This is a genomic window from Rugamonas sp. DEMB1 (assembly GCF_029834475.1).
Taxonomy (GTDB): Bacteria; Pseudomonadota; Gammaproteobacteria; order Burkholderiales; family Burkholderiaceae_D; genus Rugamonas; species Rugamonas rubra.
Genome location: NZ_CP122407.1, coordinates 6,277,184 through 6,295,430, shown reverse-complemented (window position 1 = coordinate 6,295,430; position 18,247 = coordinate 6,277,184). Strand labels below are relative to the sequence as shown.

The 18,247-nt window shown below is 67.8% G+C and carries 18 protein-coding genes, 1 tRNA gene and 2 pseudogenes; 15 read left to right on the top strand and 6 right to left on the bottom strand.

Features of this window, described 5'->3' with window-relative positions; genetic code table 11:
- The first annotated feature begins 8 nt into the window (after nucleotides 1-8).
- The 4 genes from QC826_RS29035 to QC826_RS29020 all read left to right on the top strand — a co-directional run bounded on the left by QC826_RS29035 (nucleotide 9) and on the right by QC826_RS29020 (nucleotide 3,465).
- Nucleotides 9-812, top strand: coding sequence for a POTRA domain-containing protein (locus tag QC826_RS29035; protein ID WP_279763509.1), 804 nt, complete (start codon nucleotides 9-11; stop codon nucleotides 810-812).
- A complete protein-coding gene (locus QC826_RS29030; RefSeq protein ID WP_279763508.1) occupies nucleotides 791-1,792 on the top strand; it encodes a ShlB/FhaC/HecB family hemolysin secretion/activation protein in 1,002 nt (333 codons plus the stop codon). Before QC826_RS29035 ends, QC826_RS29030 begins: the two co-directional genes overlap by 22 nt.
- A 106-nt stretch (nucleotides 1,793-1,898) precedes the next feature.
- Complete coding sequence (locus tag QC826_RS29025; protein ID WP_279763507.1) at nucleotides 1,899-2,258, top strand: DUF1428 domain-containing protein; 360 nt, start codon at nucleotides 1,899-1,901, stop codon at nucleotides 2,256-2,258.
- 25 nt (nucleotides 2,259-2,283) lie between these two features.
- Entirely contained in the window at nucleotides 2,284-3,465 is a 1,182-nt protein-coding gene (locus QC826_RS29020) for an alpha/beta hydrolase (RefSeq protein ID WP_279763506.1), read from the top strand.
- Nucleotides 3,466-3,534: 69 nt separating this feature from the next.
- Here QC826_RS29020 and QC826_RS29015 read toward each other — a convergent pair whose 3' ends face one another.
- Nucleotides 3,535-4,026 (bottom strand): Hcp family type VI secretion system effector, encoded by a 492-nt coding sequence (locus QC826_RS29015; RefSeq protein ID WP_279763505.1) that lies wholly within the window; start codon nucleotides 4,024-4,026, stop codon nucleotides 3,535-3,537.
- Nucleotides 4,027-4,054: 28 nt separating this feature from the next.
- Between QC826_RS29015 and QC826_RS29010 the strand changes: the two genes are divergently transcribed.
- The 4 genes from QC826_RS29010 to QC826_RS28995 all read left to right on the top strand — a co-directional run bounded on the left by QC826_RS29010 (nucleotide 4,055) and on the right by QC826_RS28995 (nucleotide 6,701).
- Nucleotides 4,055-4,786, top strand: coding sequence for a glycoside hydrolase family protein (locus tag QC826_RS29010; protein ID WP_279763504.1), 732 nt, complete (start codon nucleotides 4,055-4,057; stop codon nucleotides 4,784-4,786).
- Nucleotides 4,787-4,798: 12 nt separating this feature from the next.
- Complete coding sequence (locus QC826_RS29005; RefSeq protein ID WP_279763503.1) at nucleotides 4,799-5,230, top strand: hypothetical protein; 432 nt, start codon at nucleotides 4,799-4,801, stop codon at nucleotides 5,228-5,230.
- Nucleotides 5,231-5,385: 155 nt separating this feature from the next.
- The gene (locus tag QC826_RS29000) at nucleotides 5,386-5,973 is read left to right on the top strand and encodes a hypothetical protein (protein ID WP_279763502.1); all 588 of its coding nucleotides are present in this window, start codon (nucleotides 5,386-5,388) and stop codon (nucleotides 5,971-5,973) included.
- Between the two features lie 113 nt (nucleotides 5,974-6,086).
- Nucleotides 6,087-6,701, top strand: a complete 615-nt coding sequence (locus QC826_RS28995; protein WP_279763501.1) for a glutathione S-transferase family protein — start codon at nucleotides 6,087-6,089, stop codon at nucleotides 6,699-6,701.
- A 112-nt stretch (nucleotides 6,702-6,813) separates the two neighbouring features.
- Here QC826_RS28995 and pabB read toward each other — a convergent pair whose 3' ends face one another.
- The 3 genes and pseudogenes from pabB to QC826_RS28980 all read right to left on the bottom strand — a co-directional run bounded on the left by pabB (nucleotide 6,814) and on the right by QC826_RS28980 (nucleotide 10,089).
- Entirely contained in the window at nucleotides 6,814-8,658 is a 1,845-nt protein-coding gene (gene pabB, locus QC826_RS28990; protein WP_279763500.1) for an aminodeoxychorismate synthase component I, read from the bottom strand.
- Nucleotides 8,659-8,745: 87 nt separating this feature from the next.
- Nucleotides 8,746-9,322, bottom strand: a pseudogene (gene slmA / locus QC826_RS28985) (nucleoid occlusion factor SlmA).
- Nucleotides 9,323-9,369: 47 nt separating this feature from the next.
- On the bottom strand, nucleotides 9,370-10,089 hold the full coding sequence (locus QC826_RS28980) for a pyrimidine 5'-nucleotidase (protein WP_409567911.1): 720 nt from the start codon (nucleotides 10,087-10,089) through the stop codon (nucleotides 9,370-9,372).
- A gap of 39 nt (nucleotides 10,090-10,128) precedes the next feature.
- Between QC826_RS28980 and QC826_RS28975 the strand changes: the two genes are divergently transcribed.
- The gene (locus tag QC826_RS28975) at nucleotides 10,129-11,067 is read left to right on the top strand and encodes a TraB/GumN family protein (RefSeq protein WP_279763498.1); all 939 of its coding nucleotides are present in this window, start codon (nucleotides 10,129-10,131) and stop codon (nucleotides 11,065-11,067) included.
- Nucleotides 11,068-11,111: 44 nt separating this feature from the next.
- Here QC826_RS28975 and QC826_RS28970 read toward each other — a convergent pair.
- A tRNA-Thr gene (locus QC826_RS28970) sits at nucleotides 11,112-11,186 on the bottom strand.
- 50 nt (nucleotides 11,187-11,236) lie between these two features.
- Nucleotides 11,237-12,130 (bottom strand): acetylglutamate kinase, encoded by an 894-nt coding sequence (gene argB / locus QC826_RS28965; RefSeq protein WP_093385720.1) that lies wholly within the window; start codon nucleotides 12,128-12,130, stop codon nucleotides 11,237-11,239.
- Between the two features lie 143 nt (nucleotides 12,131-12,273).
- Here argB and QC826_RS28960 point away from each other — a divergent pair, with 143 nt between their 5' ends.
- From QC826_RS28960 to QC826_RS28935, 6 genes and pseudogenes are all read left to right on the top strand, one after another.
- Nucleotides 12,274-12,861, top strand: coding sequence for a sigma-70 family RNA polymerase sigma factor (locus tag QC826_RS28960; RefSeq protein ID WP_279763497.1), 588 nt, complete (start codon nucleotides 12,274-12,276; stop codon nucleotides 12,859-12,861).
- Nucleotides 12,862-12,883: 22 nt separating this feature from the next.
- The gene (locus QC826_RS28955) at nucleotides 12,884-13,183 is read left to right on the top strand and encodes a zf-HC2 domain-containing protein (protein WP_279763495.1); all 300 of its coding nucleotides are present in this window, start codon (nucleotides 12,884-12,886) and stop codon (nucleotides 13,181-13,183) included.
- Nucleotides 13,180-13,416 (top strand): cysteine-rich CWC family protein, encoded by a 237-nt coding sequence (locus QC826_RS28950; RefSeq protein WP_093385712.1) that lies wholly within the window; start codon nucleotides 13,180-13,182, stop codon nucleotides 13,414-13,416. The genes QC826_RS28955 and QC826_RS28950 overlap by 4 nt, the downstream gene beginning before the upstream one ends.
- 175 nt (nucleotides 13,417-13,591) lie before the next feature.
- Entirely contained in the window at nucleotides 13,592-16,798 is a 3,207-nt protein-coding gene (locus tag QC826_RS28945) for a response regulator (RefSeq protein ID WP_279763494.1), read from the top strand.
- A 13-nt stretch (nucleotides 16,799-16,811) separates the two neighbouring features.
- Nucleotides 16,812-17,968, top strand: a pseudogene (locus tag QC826_RS28940) (two-component system response regulator).
- Entirely contained in the window at nucleotides 17,958-18,242 is a 285-nt protein-coding gene (locus QC826_RS28935) for a SemiSWEET transporter (protein ID WP_279763493.1), read from the top strand. Before QC826_RS28940 ends, QC826_RS28935 begins: the two are co-directional and overlap by 11 nt.
- Nucleotides 18,243-18,247: the final 5 nt, after the last annotated feature.

Below are 18,247 nucleotides of genomic sequence, written 5' to 3'. Positions count from 1 at the left end.
GTAAACCAGTGCACCAACGATACAACACGACCGCCCATCCGGGCCTTCCCGGCCACCGCGCCGGCGCCCTGCGCGCCACCCTGGCCCTGGCCATCCTGTGCAGTCCCGCGCTGGTCTACGCCCAAGCGCAGAATCCGCCGCCGGCGCAAGTGCCGGACGCCGGCCGCCTGCTGGAAACCTACCGCGCGCCGGCGCTGATCGTGCCGCCCAAGGCGGGCGGCCCGGTGCTCCCCGACAGCAAGCCGAACAACGGCGTGCAGCTGGCCGGCGCCCAGCGCGTGATGGTGCGCCGCTTCACGCTGCAAGGCGTCGGCGCGCTGCCGGAAGCGGCCCTGCAGCAGTTGCTGCAACCCTACACCGGCCGCGAGCTGAGCTTCGACGAATTGAACCAGGCCGCCAACGCCGTCAGCACCTACTACCGCCAGCAGGGCTATTTCCTCGCCACGGCGGTGCTGCCGGCGCAGGAGCTGGGCGACGGCGAAGTGCGCATCCTGGTGCTGGAGGGGCGCGTCAGCGAAATCCGCCTGGTGCCCGACGCCACCGTGCGGCTGAACCCGGCGCAGGCGCGCCGCTACCTCGACGCCCTGGTGCCGCTCGGCCAGGCGCTGCGCGACGCGCCGCTGGAACGCGCCCTGCTGCTCACCGACGACTTCCCCGGCATCAGCGCGCGCACCGAGCTGAGCCCCGGCGCGCAGCGTGGCGAGACTACGCTGGACGTGGCGTTGAAGGAAGGCCTCTGCTCAACGGCAACGTCGGCCTGGACAACTCCTCCAACCGCTACACCGGCCGCGTGCGCCTGCAGGGCGGCCTGAACCTCAACGACATCGGCGGCACGGGCGGCCAGGCCTCGCTGCTGGCCTCGACCACCGGCAAGGACTTCAACTACGGCCGCGTCGGCTACGTGATGCCGCTGGGCGACCACGGCACCCGCGTCGGCGCCGCCTACTCGCACCTGCGCTACCGGCTGGGCGCGGAGTTCGCCGCGCTGAACGGCTTCGGCGGCGCCGGCGTGGCCCAGCTGCTGCTGACCCATCCCTTGCTGCGCTCGGGCGACACCAACGTGCAGCTGCGCGCCGGCTACGACGACAAGCGCTACACCAACGACGCCAACGGCGCCCGCACCAGCGACAAGCGGGTGCGGGCGCTGCCGCTCGGCCTCAGCTACACCCGCCAGGACGGGCTGCTCGGCGGCGGCTACAGCATCGCCGCGCTCGACGTCACCGTCGGCCGGGTCGACCTGTCGGGCAACGCCGCCGCGCTGGCGGCCGACGCGGCCAGCGCCGCCACCCACGGCCGTTTCACCCACAGCAACTACCAGCTCGGCCGCTACCAGCGGGTCGGCGCCGGCCTCACCGCCATCGCCAGCCTGAACGGCCAGCTGGCCACGCGCAACCTGGAGTCGGGCGAGAAGATGTCGCTCGGCGGCCCGGGCCGCGTGCGCGCCTACCCGGCCGGCGAGGCCAGCGGCGACGCCGGCTACGTCGCCACGCTGGAGGGACGCTACGAGCTGGCGGCGCTGAAGTCGGAGCTGGCCGCCTTCTTCGACTACGGCCACGTCACGCTGAACCACACGGTGTACCCCGGCGCGCTGGCCGTCGGCGGCCCCGGCAACAGCTACAGCCTGAAGGGCGTCGGCCTGGGCTGGACCTGGCGGCCGCTGCCGCGCACCTCGCTGCAAGTGCAGCTGGCGCGCAAGCTCGGCAGCAACCCGGCCCGCAGCGCCAAGGGCAACGACGCCGACGGCAGCTCGGCGCGCAGCCGCGCCTGGTTCCAGATCTCCAGCTACTTCTGAGCACTTGCCATGCCCACGCGCGCGGCGCTTGTCAGCGGCGCCGCAGTTGGCTACTCTGGACGCCTACGGCGCTGCGCCGGTGTGTCGAGTCGAAACGGAGGATGTCATGGCCTATGTCGATGGTTTTGTGGTTCCTGTACCGAAGAAGAATTTGTCCGCCTACAAGGAGATGTCGCTCGCCTGCGGCGCCGTCTGGAAGGAGTTCGGCGCGCTGGAGTTCCGCGAGTGCATAGGCGACGACGTGCCGCCCGGCAAGGTCACTTCCTTCCCCCTCAGCGTCGACCTGCAGGACGGCGAGGTGGTGGCGTTTTCCTGGATCGTCTACGCCTCGCGCGCCGCGCGCGACGAGATCAACGACAAGGTCATGAAGGACGCCCGCGTCAAGGCCTTCATGGACCCGGCCGCCATGCCCTTCGACGGCAAGCGCATGATCTACGGCGGCTTCGAGATGCTGGTCGACCTGTAACCGTGCCGCGAAAGGGCCGCTTCCGATGAGCAACAAGCCTTCCCACGCGGCCGACTTGCGCGGCCTGTCGCAACTGACCGTGAGCGCCGTCACCGGCGTGGCCGAGCTGGCCGAGGCGGTGCATTTGAACATCCTGCAGCAGGTGCCGGCGCCGGTGGCGCAGCCGCTGTCGCGCGTCGCCTCGCTGGTGTACCGCGGCGTGCGCGGCGTCACCAAGCTGGTCGGCGGCGGCATCGACAGCGCGCTCGGCAAGCTGCAGCCCCTGCTCGGCGAGCAACAGGGCTGGGCCGGCCGCGAGGCGCTGCTGGCCGCCGTCAACGGCGTGCTGGGCGACCACCTGGAGCGCAGCGGCAACCCGTTGGCCATCCCCATGCGGTTCCGCCGCGACGGCAAGCCCTTCGTGGCCGCTGCCGGCCCTGGCGGCCCCGTCACCGGCCGCGTGCTGGTGCTGGCGCACGGCCTGTGCATGAACGACCTGCAATGGCGGCGCGACGGCCACGACCACGGCGCCGGGCTGGCGCGCGAGCGGGGCTACAGCAACATCTATCTGCACTACAACAGCGGCCGGCATGTTTCCAGCAACGGCCGCGAACTGGCCGAACGGCTCGAGGCGCTGCTGGCCGACTGGCCGGTGGCGGTGGAGGAGCTGGTCATCGTCGGCCACAGCATGGGCGGCCTGGTGGCGCGCAGCGCCATCCACTACGCCACGCAGGCCGGACAGGACTGGCCGCGCCATTTGAGCAAGCTGGTCTGCCTGGGTTCGCCGCACCACGGCGCGCCGCTCGAGCGCGGCGGCAACTGGTTCCACGTCATCACGGACGCCAGCCGCTACACGGCGCCGTTCTCGCGCCTGGGCAAGATCCGCAGCGCCGGCATCACCGACCTGCGCCACGGCAGCCTGCTCGACGAGGACTGGAACGGCAAGGACCGCTTCGCCCACGGCGGCGCGCTGCCGCAGCCGCTGGCGCTGCCGGCCGGCGTCGCCTGCTACGCGCTGGCGGCCACCATCAGCCGCGAGAACGGCGGCCGCAACGGCCGCCTGGCCGGCGACGGCCTGGTGCCGCTGGCCAGCGCGCTGGGCCGCCACGACGACGCGCGCCGCCAGCTCGCTTTCGCCGCCGAGCGGCAGGCCGTGGTCCACCGCACCCACCATATGGAGCTGCTCAGCTCGCCGGAGGTCTACCGAACGCTGCTGGGCTGGCTGTAGGGCCGCTGGCGGCGTGCCTTCTCATGCGTTCGCAGGTCTGCTCAGCTGGCTCGGGCCGTTTGATGTCGCTCACGTGATGCGATTAGTCGACAAGTCCCAGCCTCCGGCCGTATTGCCACCAATGCCACCAGTTATCTTCTGCTGTGTGTATTTCCACTTGATCTTGGCATACTTCAAGCCGACATGCTCACCAAGGATGTCGCCTTCGCCAATCCGGGGAATGATTTCGCCGATCAGCACATTCTCCAACTCGATCTCAAAGTACTTGATACGGGCACCATTGCCGTCCGCTCGCATGAATTCAATTCGAGCTTTCGGGATCGTTCGGCCAACTGAACAAGTCTGAAGAAGGATGGGCGTGGCCAAATCCGTCAATTTCGAGATGACAATCTCTTGATGCTCGCAGCGTTCAGCGGTATGCCCGCCACCCGTTGAGGCAGTTGCGGATTTTGGTTGAGATACACCCCACGCCACGCTGCGGCACTCTATCCAGTCCTTGTGGCTATCATCCATCGATTCGCCTTTGATCCCGTCAATTTGAAGATACACGTCGATTGCCATAGCTCCTCCGGTGGTGGATTTGAAACGTATGAGTGTCTTCCTTGCCACGGCCATTATTGACTTATCAGGCGTCGCGGAAATTGCGACCTATCAGCAAATTTGGTGGTCATGCTGGCTGGCGATTTCGCCACCTTGCGATTGCAAAGCTCGCCATCTTGCGAAAACGCACTTCGAAAAACACAGAGCCTGCTACGGTGAATTCTGCTACTTCCCAGCGTCATTCCGTTACGTTAACTTGGAGAATCCCATGGCAACCTCCCCCGCGCCTGCCAACCCCAATGCAGCTTTAAGAATGAGTACTGAAGCCCGCAACCGCATGCGATCGCCGCAGCGGGAAGCAACTATTCGAGGCTATTACAACGATGGCCGTGGTGGCCGGGGCCATTGCACCTATGGCATCGGTATTTTGGCGCATCGCGGGCCATGCACGGCTGAAGAACTACGCCGGCCGTTGACCGCCACGCAGATCGAAGCATCCTTTGACGCAGCCGTTCGTGAGGCAGAGCGAGCCGTTAGACAAAACGTCCGCCGACAAGCGTTGACGCAAGCTCAATTTGATGCGCTGGTAAGCTATACCTACAACACCGGAGCGCGCGGTGCATACGATACTTTCCAGCATGTTGACCGTGGCGATTTCGCCGGCGCTGCCGACATCATTTCTGGGAACACCTACTCCAGGCAAGGTCGGAGACGTGTCTTCATGCCGGGGTTGGTGCCGCGCCGGCGCGAAGAAAGCGCACCATTTCGGGAAACTCGATAGGAGGGCGATGACATGAAGAGAATTTTGCTGAGTATTTTCCTGCTCAATGCCGCTGCGGGGGCGTGTGCCGGGACAGTTGGCGCGAGTCTGATTGGTCACTGGAAGGTGACAGGTGTCGTCGGCGCACAGGAAACAACCTCTCTCTCCAGCGATCAGGCAGATGCGCTGGCGGGGAAGGAGCTTGTCGTTGCCGCCGACAGTATTCAATTCAACGGGGATGCCTGCGTGAACCCGGCCCCGAAAGCGACCCGTCACAGCAGAGATCAGTTTTTCTGGAGGGAGTACAAGCTCGATCCGAAAGAGCTACCGCTGCCAGGCACCGTGACCGAATTCAAGACAAACTGCGCCAATCTATCGTCAATCAATTTCATCTACGTTCGTGACAGGCGCCAGATTGTCTTCTTTTGGAAGGGTTTCTTTCTGAATGCAGTGAAACAGACTTAGCCATTGGTAATAGTGCTGCGACCGGAATAGAAACAAGCTGGTTCGCGACAGATTGAGGAAAGCACTGCGTTGAACTTTGTAAAACTCGACGGGTCTTAGCTGCATGGTCGCGTCCCGCCGGATCGCGCCCCCTTTCTCGCCATGTGGAGAAGACGATGAGCAATGAATCGAGCGGAGCAGGCAGTTGGTGGAGTACCTTGCCCGGGATACTGACGGCGACGGCGGCCGTCCTCACCGCGACCAGCGGTTTGTTGGCGATACTGGCGCAAAACGGCGTGTTGGGAGAGAAGGGCAAGAGTTTCATCAGCGGACAAGCTCCCTCGGCCAGCAGCATCGCAGCTGCACCTGCACCTGCACCTGCACCTGCGCCCGCTCCGTCCACGGCCGCGCCGCGCGGCGCCACCGCCGTGTCCGACGAAAAATTGACCGCGAGGCCGTTCAGCGGGGCGCTGGTGACCATGGCCGACGGTTCGCAGGTCAAGCTGCGCGACGATATCCGTGAGTGGTGTTCCGGTGCCTCCCTGAAATCCGTCCAGGGCCAAACGATAGGCCTAGATTTGATGAGGCGTTTCGATATCGTCGACTGGGCCAGCGGATCGAGCAAGGGCACGGTGAAGATCGTCTTGAACAATGGCCAGGTGCTCAACGAAAAAATCGATACCTGTGGCTTTCGCGGCCGTAACGACCTGGGCGACTTTGTCGGCGATTTCGACAAGATCCGCTCGGTCGAATTCGTCCGCTAGACGGTCTTGGTTGCGCGGGCGGCGGCAAGCCTGAGTCTGTCGTCGCCGGTCGCCGGCCGGAACCGGCCATCTCTGGCAGAATGGCGTTTCCCCATCCCATCGAGAGAACCGCCATGATCCAACTGCACCACCTGAAGCAATCGCGTTCGCGCCGCATCACCTGGCTGCTGGAGGAGCTGGGCCTGGACTACGAGGTGGTCTCCTACGACCGCGACCCCGTCACCCGCCTGGCGCCGCCCGAGCTGTCGCGCATCCACCCGCTGGGCAAGGCGCCGGTGCTGTGCGACGACGACCAGGTGCTGATCGAGTCGGGCGCCATCATCGAGTATCTGGTGCGCCGCTACGGCCAGGGCCGTTTCGCCCCCGCCGTCGACACGCCGGCCTACAACCGCTACCTCCAGATGCTGCACTACGCCGAGGGCTCGGCCATGCTGCCGCTGATGCTGGCGCTGTACACCAGCCGCCTGGGCGAGGGCGCCGCGCCGCTGCAACCGCGCATCCAGAGCGAGATGAAGAACCACCTCGGCTACCTGGAGGGCGAGCTGGCCGGCGGCGACTACTTCGTCGGCGACGAATTGAGCGGCGCCGACATCCAGCTGTCCTTCGTCGTGCAGATGGGCGTCAAGTCCGGCGGCGGCGCCGCCGTCTACCCCAAGCTGGCGGCCTTTGTCGAGCGCATCGAGGCGCGTCCCGCCTACCAGCGCGCCAAGACGCGCCACGGCGAGTAGGCGGGCCTCAACCCCCACCCCGGGACGCAAAAGCCGGGGTCTGACCCCGTGAGGGGTCAGACCCCTATGCTTGAGGGTTTAGGGCCGGCGCCCTGCCAACAGCGGCGAACCCTTAGTCTTGCAGCGTCGCGCGCACCGCGCCGCGCAGGGCGTTGCACAGCACGATCTCCTCGGCGCCCAGCAGCATGGCGCGGTCGATCACCCGCTCTTGCGCCGCCCAGGCCGGATCGTCCAACAGCACGCCGCGCATCACGCCCGGCAGCAGGCCGCAGCTGAGCGGCGGCGTGTACCAGCGGCCGTCCAGCTTGACGAACACGTTGCTGCGGCCGCCCTCGGTCAACTCCCCCCGCTCGTTGAAGAACAAGGTGTCGAAGGCGCCCTGCGCCTCGGCGGCGCGCCAGGCCGCGTCGTAGCGCGCCCGTTCGCTCGACTTGTGGCGCAGGAACAGCTCGTTGGAGCTGGTGGCGTCGGCCGCCAGCAGGGCCCGCACCGGTTCGGCCAGCGGCGCCAGCGGCGCCCGCTGCACGGCGAAGGCGCCCGACTGCGCCAGCGCCAGCCGCACCCGGTGCGGCACGCCCGGTTCCAGCTCGGCGCAGGCGGCCGCCAGGTAGGCGCGCGCCGCCGCCAAGTCGCAGGCGAAGCCGAAGTAGGCGGCCGACGCGGCCAGCCGCGCCAAATGCCGCTCCCGGTGGCGCGCGCCCTGTTCGCGGCTGGCGTACAGCGTCTCGAACAATTCGAAGTCGTTGCTCAGGCCGGTCAGGAAGCTGGCCTTGAGCTGGCATTCGGCGAACTCCTGCGCCGCGTCGCTGTCGTGGACGATGCCGGCGCCCACGCCCATCTCGCCGCCGCGCACGCCGTCGCGCGGCGCGCCCAGGACCAGCGTGCGGATCGGCACGGACAGGCAAAAGTCGCCGACGGCGCCGGCCGGCGCCGGCTCGAACCAGCCGATGGCGCCGGTGTACAGGCCGCGCGGCGCCGGCTCCAGTTCGGCGATGATCTCCATGGTGCGCCGCTTCGGCGCGCCGGTGATCGAACCGCAGGGGTAGAGCGCCTGGAAGATCTGCGCCAGCGTGGTGCCGGGCCGCAGCCGTGCCGTCACGGTGGAGGTCATCTGCAGCACGCGGCTGTAGCGGCGCACCTCGAACAGCGCCGGCACCGCGACCGAGCCGGTGGCGGCGATGCGGCCGATGTCGTTGCGCAGCAGGTCGACGATCATCAAGTTCTCCGCCCGGTTCTTCGGGTCGGCCGCCAGCGCCGCCGCGCGCCGCGCGTTCTCCTCCGGCCGGTTGGCGGCGGCGGCCGGCGCCGTGCCCTTCATCGGCCGCGCCGTCAGCGCGCCGCCGGCGTGGCGCACGAACAGCTCGGGCGACAGCGACAGCACGGCGCTGCCGTCGTCCAGCGCCACCAGCGCGCCGTAGGGCACCGGTTGGCGCGCCCGCAGCCGGCTGTACAAGGCGAACAGAGAGCCGAAGGCGTCGAAGCGCAGCCGGTAGGTGTAGTTGACCTGGTAGGTGTCGCCCGCCTCGATGTAGCCGTGGATGCGCGCCAGCGCCGCCGCGAAGGCCGCCTGGTCGACGTTGGCGGCGACGCCGCCGATGCCGGCCGCCTGCTCCAGCGGGAAGCCGCGCGCCGCCAGCCAGTCGCCCACCTCGGCGGCGGACAGCGACCGGCACTGCGCGAACAGCAGCACCCGGGCCAGCGGCGTGCCGTCCGGCGGCGCGCGCCGCGCCGCCGCCGGCAATGCCAGCAGCTCGCCGCCCAGCTCGTAGCTGCACAGCGCCACGGCGTGCAGGCCGTCCGCCAGCGCCCGCTGCATCTCGGCCAGCAGGGCCGGCCAGCCGGCCATGTCGTGGCAGGCCAGCGTGCCGGCGTGGCCGGTGTACAGGCGCGAGCGGGACTGCGTGCCGCCGTCCGGGCTGGCGTCGTCGAGCAGGGCGAAGCAGGCCTCGGCGTTCATGCGCGGGCGCGGCCGGCGGCGGCGGAATTGGGGCGGTTCAGGCGGTTCATGCAGCGGGGGTGGTTCATACAGCGTTTGCGACCTTGGTTACGACAGCAGTAGTGCGATGTGCAGCGCGGCGTCCTGCGCCGGGTTGTTCTTGAAGCCGCTCTTGGCGTAGCGGTGCCAGCGGCCCAGCACGAAGCAGACCAGCACGGCGGCGCGCGCCGCCACGTCGGCCTCGTGCGCCTGGCCCTCGACCACGGCGATGCGCAACGCCTGCTTGAGCGCCAGCTCGACGCGGTCGTGGAACTGGTTCATGCGCTGCTGCAGCCGCTCGTCCTCGTTGACCAGGGCGTCGCCGATCAGCACCCGGGTCATGCCCGGGTTGTTGCTGGCGAACTGCAGCAGCATGCCGACGATGTCGCGCGCCTGCGCCAGGCCGTCGCTCTGCCGCTCGCTGATCTGGTTGACCAGGCCGAACACGGTCGACTCGATGAACTCGATCAGGCCCTTCGAACATCTGCGCCTTGCTGGCGAAGTGGCGGTACAGCGCCGCCTCGGAAAAGGCCAGCTTGCGCGCCAGCGCGGCGGTGGTGATCTTGTCGCCCTTGGGCTGTTCCAGCATTTCCGCCAGCGCCTGGAGGATTTGAATCCGGCGCTGGCCCGGCGGTGTGCTTGCCATGTGATCTCGATAGGGACGATTGGGAAAAAACCAAAGAATTGCGGCGTTCAGCGCAAACGATGCAGGCGCGCGGGCAGCAGCCGGACAGATTTTACTTTGACATCGACCCAAGCGGGGCGATTTAGCGTCTTCAAGGGATGGGCCAGGCCGTGCGTGTCGTCGCGCCGCAGGTACTGGGTGACCCAGGCGGTGCGCATGCCCAGCGCGTGGGCGCTGCGCAGGTTGGCCAGCGTGTCCTCGACCAGGATGCAGCGGCGCGCCGTCAGCCCCTGGCGGCGCATCAGCTGGCGCAGCATCAGCTTGGACGGCTTGGGCCGCAGCTGGCGGTGCACCTTCATCGCCTCGACCGCGATGTGGTGCGAGAAGTGGCGCTGCAAGCCCAGGTGGCGCAGCACGGCGGCCGAATAGCGGTGCGGCGCGTTGGTGAACAGGATCTTGCGGCCGGGCAGGCGGCGCAGCAGCTTGCCCAGGCCGCGCTCGGCGCGCACCATCGAGGCCAGGTCGGCCATCTCGTGGGTGGTGCGCAGGAAGTGCTCGGCGCTGACGCCGTGGTGCTTCACCAGGCCCAGCATGGTGGCGCCGTAGCGCCGCCAGTACAGCGTGCGCGCCGCGTCGACCGCCGCGCTGCCGGCCGGCGTGACGCCGTCGCCGAGCACCTCGGCGATGTAGCGGTTCATGTTCGCCATCAACTGCGGGAAGATCGCGTGCGAGGCGTTGTGCAAGGTATTGTCGAGGTCGAACAGCCAGACCGGGGAGGAAGAGTTAATATTCACGAAATTCTCAGTTCTAGCGATCAAAAGGAAGCCATGCGCGCAAAGTTTACAGTGATCTTCCTCGGCCTGCTCTGGCTCGCCCTCGGCCCGGCCTGGGGCGTCGAGCCGGCGCCCCGGCCGCCGGCGCAGGCGCAAGCCCAGCAGCAGCCCAACCGTGGCGCGCTGTTCAAGGTGTCGCAGGGCGAGCGCACACTCTACCTGTTCGGCACGATCCATGTCGGCGCCGCCGATTTTTACCCACTCGAGGCGCGTTTGGCGGCGGCGCTCGAGCGCGCCCCCGTGCTGGCGCTGGAGATCGACCCGCTGGGCGACCAGCAGGCCGTCGCCAAGGCGCTACAGCAGCACGGCATGCTGCGTCCGGGGGCCACGGCCTCGGCGCAGCTGGCGCCGGCCTGGCGGCCCCGCCTGGCCCGTCTGCTGCGCCGCTACGCCATTCCGCCGCAGTCGGTGGCCGGCATGAAGCCCTGGCTGCTGGCCAGTGTGCTGACGGTCAGCGAGTTCGCCGCGCTGGGCTACGACACCGGCCTGGCGGTCGACGCCCATCTGTCGCGCCAGGCCCACGCCCGGGGCCAGGCCATCGTCGAGCTGGAGTCGGTCAACGGCCAGATGGCCCTGTTCGACCGCATGAGCGGCGCCGAGCAGCTGCGCTTCCTGGAGGAGGGCATCGCCGCCATCGAGGACAAGGAGCAGGCCGCGCAGGCGCGCCAGATCGCCGACGCCTGGCGCCACGCCGACGCCGCCGCGCTCGAGGCGCTGGCCGACAAGGCGGCGGCCGACCAGACCCTGTCCGGCCGCTTCGTGCAGAAGGTGCTGCTCGACGAGCGCAATCCGCCGCTGGCCGACTCCATCGCCAAATTGCTGGCGCGCGAAAACAACAGCGTGGCGGCGATCGGGATCTTGCATCTGGTGGGGAAAAACAGTGTGCCGGAACTGCTGCGCAAACGCGGCATGGCGGTGGAACGGATCTACTAGGGGAGGGTGCTACGGAAGGGTGCTGCCGGAGGGATGCTGCAAAATGGTGCCCTTTACGTGGATTGAACACGTGGCCTCTCCCTTACCAAGGGAGTGCTCTACCACTGAGCTAAAAGGGCATTGTTGTGGCGACGCTGTAAAAGCCGGCAAATACCGCGTCGCCGTTTTTTCAGTGCGAACGGATCATAGTGCCAAAAGCCTGTTCGGTCAATACCTCGAGCAATAAAGAGTGCTCAATTCGTCCATCGATGATGTGGACGGTGTTGACGCCGGACTTGGCCGCATCGAGCGCCGATGAAATTTTAGGCAGCATGCCGCCCGAAATCGTCCCGTCGGCGAACATCTCGTCGATCTCGCGCGCCGACAAGTCGGTCACCAGGTTGCCCTGCTTGTCCTGCACGCCGGCGATGTTGGTCATCATGATCAACTTCTCGGCCTTGAGGATCTCGGCGATCTTGCCGGCGACGACGTCGGCGTTGATGTTGTAGGCCTGGCCGTCCTGGCCGAAGCCGATCGGCGAAATGATCGGGATGAAGGCGTCGTCCTGCAGCGCCTTGACCACGGCCGGGTTGATCGCGTCGATCTCGCCGACGAAGCCGATGTCGAGGAACTGGCCGGGGTTTTCCTTGTCCGGCATGGCCATCTTCTTGGCGCGGATCAGGCCGCCGTCCTTGCCGGTCAGGCCGACCGCTTGGCCGCCGTAGTGGTTAATCAACATCACGATGTCCTGCTGCACCTCGCCGCCCAGCACCCACTCGACCACTTCCATGGTTTCCTCGTCGGTGATGCGCATGCCCTGCACGAAGGTGCCCTGCTTGCCGATTTTTTTCAGCGCGTTGTCGATCTGCGGACCGCCGCCGTGCACCACCACCGGGTTCATGCCCACCAATTTGAGCAAAATGACATCGCGCGCGAAGCCGTGCTTCAGGCGCTCGTCGGTCATCGCGTTGCCGCCGTATTTGATGACAATGGTTTTGCCATGGAAATTGCGGATGTATGGCAAGGCCTCGGCCAGAATCTGCGCCTTGATCTGCGGTGCCACCGCTGTCAGGTCGTCAGTCATGCCTAGGTTCAGGTTAGTCAGTTGGGTCATGGCGAGTCCGAAAATGAATTTTCTGCGATTTTACAGCCTGCAGCTGTGCTCAAGTACGCATTATAGGGCCATCTTGTTGTAATTTCCTGAGCGATCAATTAGGCTCCCAGCATATGACCGCCGACACCACCGCCATCGACGCCCTGCACCGCCAACTGGAGGCCATGCGGCCCCAGCTTGTCAGATTCGCACAATTGCAGTTGCGCAACGCGGCGCTGGCCGAGGACGCCGTGCAGGACGCCCTGATCGCCGTGCTGGAGACGCCCGAGCGCTTCGCCGGCCAGTCCTCGCTGCGCACCTACGTGACCGGCATCCTCAAGTTCAAGATCATCGACAACCTGCGCGCCACCACCCGCGAACGGCAGATCGAGACCGCCGACGACCAGTCCGAGGACGACGCCATCGACGCCCTGTTCCACGCCGACGGCCACACCCGCGAGCAGCCGCTGGCCTGGGGCGACCCCGACCGCACGCTCGAGCAGAAGGACTTCTTCGCCGTGCTCGAGGTCTGCCTGGACAAGCTGCCGGCCAAGACGGCGCGTATTTTCATGATGCGCGAGTGGCTCGACCTGGACACCGACGAAATTTGTAAGGAACTGGCGATCAGCACGTCTAATGCCTGGGTACTGCTGTATCGGGCCCGCATGCGCCTGCGCGAATGCCTCGACCTGAACTGGTTCGGCAAGCGCCAGGCCGGCTAACCCGACATCGAACAAAGCGACTATGCAAGCACATAAAACCGGGCTCAAACCCACCTGCCGCGAAGTGCACCGCCTGGTGTCCGAGGGGATGGACCGCCAACTGTCCGTGGTCGAGCGCATCCGCATGCGCCTGCACCTGGTGGTGTGCGACGCCTGCACCCGCTTCAACGGCCAGATGTCGCTGCTGCGCCGCGCCATGCACAGCTTCCCGCCGCTCGACGGCGACGGCGACGGCGATGGCGGCGGCGGCGCGCCGGGCGCGGCCGAGGCCAAGGCCGTGGCCGGGGTCAAGTACCAGCCGCACAAGCCGCCGAAGCCATGAGCGTCTGCGCGCGCTGCGGCGCCACCTTCAGCTGCGCCATGGTCGATCCGGCGCCCGGCGCCGATCCGGCCGCGCCCTGCTGGTGCACCTACCTGCCGGCCTCGCTGCCGGTGCCGTCGGCGCCCGGCAGCAGTTGCTGGTGCGCCGATTGCCTGCGGCGGCACATCGCCGCGTCCAGCGCCGAAGTGGCCAAGGCGCAGGGTAGCGATGCAGACCCCCCAAGCAAAACCTAGGGTCAGACCCTGAGGGGTCTGACCCTGGCTCTACGCCGCTGGGGTTTGCCGGCGTCCCCGGCACCTTGGCGCCACTTCACTTTGGCGCAACGGCGGCATGGACTGCGCCGCATTTTTGGCTCAGACTGCATGTTGACGCGCCCGCCACACCGTAGTCCAAGCAAAAGGAAGCACCATGCGTTTTAGCGATATCCGCATCCGCGCCCGGATCAGTGTCGGCTACGGCATCCTGATCGCGCTGATGCTCGGCGTGATCCTGGTGGGCGTCAGCCGCATCTACGCCATCCGCGCCGAGAGCGACCATATCCTCAACCAGGACTGGGCCGCCGCCGCCGCCATCAACATCATCGACACCCAGTCGCGCGAGGCGGCCACCCGCGTCGTCACCCTGATCATCCAGCAGGACAAGCGCCGGCGCATCGCCAGCTACGCCCGCATCGACCAGATCAAGCGCGACATCGACGCCCAGCTCGACAAGCTCGCCGTGCTCGACGCCACCGCCGAGGCGCGCCGGCAGATCGAGCGGCTCAAACTGGCGCGCGCCGCCTACTACGACACCTTCATCGCCGTCGCCGACTTGGTCGAGGCCGGGCTGCACGACGACGCCGAGGAAAAAATGAACCAGCTGGCGCTGCCGGCGCTGGACCACCTGCTCGACCAGATCCACCTGCTCGACGCGCTGCAGCAGCGCCAGGTGATGGCCAGCGCCGACCGCGCCCGTGCCGACATCAACTTCTCGCTGCTGCTGATGTCGCTGATGGGCGGCGCCGCGCTGCTGGTCGGCGCCGGCTTCGCCCTGTCGGTCCGCTCGATCACCCGGCCGCTCGACGAGGCCATCAAGATCGCCACCCGGGTCGCCAACGGCGACCTCAGCTCCGTCATCGAGATCACCTCCAAGGACGAGACGGGCGAGCTGCTGCAGGCGCTGAAGAACATGACGGCCAGCCTGGCCGCCGAACAGCAGCTGCGCCGCGCCGTCACGGTGGCCGAGGACGCCACCAAGATGAAGTCCGACTTCCTGGCCAACATGTCGCACGAGATCCGCACGCCGATGAACGGCATCATCGGCATGACCCACCTGGCGCTGCAGACCGAGCTGACCGCCAAGCAGCGCAACTACCTGGAAAAGGTCGAGTCGGCGGCGCGCAACCTGCTCGGCATCATCAACGACATCCTCGACTTCTCCAAGATCGAGGCCGGCAAGCTGGCCTTCGAGCAGGTCGACTTCTACCTGGAGGACGTGATGGCCCAGGTGGCCGACCTGGCCGTCATCCGCGCCCAGGACAAGGGCCTGGAACTGTTGTTCGACGTCGGCGCCGACGTGCCGGCGGCGCTGGTCGGCGACCCGCTGCGCTTCGGCCAGGTGATGATCAACCTGACCAACAACGCCATCAAGTTCACCGAGCGCGGCGAGATCGTGGTCAGCGTCCAGCTGGCCGAGCCGGGGCGCTGCTGCGGCCAGGCCGACGCGCGCGCCGACGCCATGGCGGCCGGCGCGGCGGCCGGCCCGACTCCCGGCGCGGCCGCCGACTCGGTCTGCCTGCGCATCGAGGTGCGCGACACCGGCGTCGGCCTGAACGAACAGCAGCAGGCGCGCCTGTTCCAGGCCTTCACCCAGGCCGACACCTCGACCACCCGCCACCACGGCGGCACCGGCCTGGGCCTGACCATCAGCAAGCGCCTGGTCGAGCTGATGGACGGCGAGATCGGCGTGCGCAGCGAGCCGGGCGCCGGCAGCACCTTCTTCTTCACCGCCCGCTTCGGCCTGGCCGCGATGCCGCCGCCGCAGGCGCTGCCCGACGTGTCCGGCGTGCGCGTGCTGGTGGTCGACGACAACGCCAGCGCGCGCGAGATCTTCCTCGCCATGCTGGCCTCGCTGCGCTTCGACGCCGCCGCCGCCGCCAGCGGCGCGCTGGCCGTCGCGGCGGTGGCCAGGGCGCGCGCCGACGGCCGGCCCTTCAACATCGTGCTGATGGACTGGCAAATGCCGGGCATGGACGGCGTCGCCGCCGTCGAGGCGATCCGCGCCGAGGCGGCCGCCGCCGGCGCCGCCGCGCCGGCCTTCATCATGGTCACCGCCTACAACCGCGACGCCCTGCTCGACGAGGCGCGCCAGCTGGCGCTGGGCGGCATGCTGAGCAAGCCGGTCAGCGCCTCGACCCTGCTCGACTCGATTTCCGTCGTCTTCGGCACCGACCTGGGACGCTGCCGCAAGACCCAGCGCCTGGTCGACTACCAGGCCGCCGAGCGCGCCGTGCGCGGCGCCCACCTGCTGCTGGTCGAGGACAACGAGGTCAACCAGGAGGTGGCGCAGCAGATCCTCGGCGACGCCGGCGTGCGCGTCGACATCGCCAGCAACGGCGCCATGGCGCTGGCCAAGCTCGCCGTCACCCAGTACGACGGCGTGCTGATGGACTGCCAGATGCCGGTGATGGACGGCTACGACGCCACCCGCGCGCTGCGCGCCGAGCCGCGCCACGCCAAGCTGCCGGTGATCGCCATGACCGCCAACGCCATGGTCGGCGACAAGGAGAAGTGCCTGGCGGCCGGCATGAACGACTTCATCGCCAAGCCGATCGACGTGGCCCAGCTGTTCACCACCCTGGCGCGCTGGGTCAAGCCGAGCCAGCCGGCCGCCGCCGAGTCGCCGGCCGGCGGCCGGGAGGACGGACGGCCGCTCGCGCAGGCGCGCGGGCAGGCGCCCGCGCTCGGGCGGCCGGACGCGCCCGAGCAGGCCACCCCGGCCGCCGCCGCGTCGACCGCCGCCGAGCCGCCGCTGCCGGCCATCCCCGGCCTGCGCATGGAGGCGGCGTTGCAACGGGTCGGCGGCAACGTCAAGCTGATGCGCAAGCTGCTGGCGCGCTTCGTCGAAACCCAGATCGACGCCATGGCGCGCATCGCCGAGGCCGTCGAGGCCAACGACCTGGCGGCGGCGACACGCCACGCCCACACCGTCAAGGGCCTGGCCGGCAACATCGGCGCCGCCGGCATGGCCGACAGCGCCGCGCGCGTCGAACAGATGCTGGCCCAGGGCGCGATGGCGGGCCGCGACCAGGCGCTGGCCGACATGGCGCGCGAGCTGAGCGAACTGACCACCAGCATCGCGCTGGCGATGAACGACCAACCGTCCGCGCCGTCCGCGTCGGCCCTGCCACCGCCCGACCCGGCCGCGCTGAGCAGCGGCATGCAGGAGATGGCGCGCCTGCTGGCGCAGGACGACGGCGCCGCGCTCAAGCGCTTGGACCTGATCTGCCCGCTGCTGACCGCCGCCGGCCAGGGCGAGCATTCGCGCCAGCTGCGCCGCCAGCTCGAGCAGTACGATTTCGAGGCCGCGCTGGCCCAGTTGCAGGAAGCGGCGGCGGCCCTGCGGATTACCCTATGAGAGCGAGATGAGCATGGAAGCGTTCCACACCAAACCGACCATCCTGGTGGTCGACGACACGCCGGACAACATCGACCTGCTGTGCGCCGTGCTGGAGGACGACTACCGCACCAAGATCGCCGTCAACGGCGAGCGCGCGCTGAAGATCGCCAACGGCGACAGCAAGCCGGACCTGATCCTGCTCGACATCATGATGCCGGGCATGAGCGGCTACGAGGTCTGCCAGCAGCTCAAGGCCAACCCGGCCACGCGCGACATTCCCGTCATCTTCGTCACCGCCATGAGCGAGACGGCCGACGAGCAGCTCGGCCTGGGCATGGGCGTGGTCGACTACATCACCAAGCCGATCTCCGCGCCCATCGTCCTGGCGCGCATCAAGACCCAGCTGTCGATGAAGCGGGTGCACGATTTTTTGCGCGACCAGAACCAGTTCCTGGAAACCGAGATCGAGCTGCGCACGCGCGAGATCGTCGCGCTGCAGGACGTCACCATCCACACCATGGCCTCGCTGGCCGAGACGCGCGACAGCGAAACCGGCAACCATATCCGCCGCACCGCCCACTACGTCAAGACGCTGGCCGAAAAGCTGCGCGACCATCCGCGCTTCGCCGCCTTCCTGACCGACAAGACCATCGAGCTGCTGTTCAAGTCGGCGCCGCTGCACGACATCGGCAAGGTCGGCATCCCCGACCGCATCCTGCTCAAGCCGGGCCGCTTCGAGCCGCACGAGATGGAGATCATGAAGACCCACACCACCCTGGGCCGCGACGCCATTCTGGCCGCCGAGCGCGAGTTGGGCATCGAGGTCGACTTCCTCAAATACGCCAAGGAGATCGCCTACGGCCACCAGGAGAAGTGGGACGGCAGCGGCTATCCCGACGCCTGGCCGGCGACGCCATTCCGATCTCGGCGCGGCTGATGGCGGTGGCCGACGTGTATGATGCGCTGATCAGCCGCCGCGTCTACAAGGAGGGCATGAGCCACGAAGCCGCCGTCGCCATCATCGGCGCCGGCCGTGGCCAGCACTTCGACCCCGACATGGTGGACGCCTTCATGGCGCTGCAAACCGACTTCATCGCCATCGCCCAACGCTACGCCGACACCGACCACGACATGGAAAAGAAACGCGACAAACTCGACCTGTTCACCAAGGCCGCCGATGGCAATTGACGTCGACCTGCTGGGCTTTTTCGCCGCCGTCTGCACCACCTGCTCGTTCATCCCGCAGGTGTGGCTGGTGTGGCGCCAGCGCTCCGCCGCCGGCATCTCCAACGGCATGTACACGATCTTCAGCTTCGGCGTGTTCCTCTGGCTGTGCTACGGCCTGCAGATCTCGTCCTGGCCGGTCATCATCGCCAACGCCGTCACGCTGATCCTGGCGCTGTGCGTGCTGGGCATGAAGTGGCACTTCGAGCGCGTCGCGCCCGACGACCGCAGCGTCTGAACGCG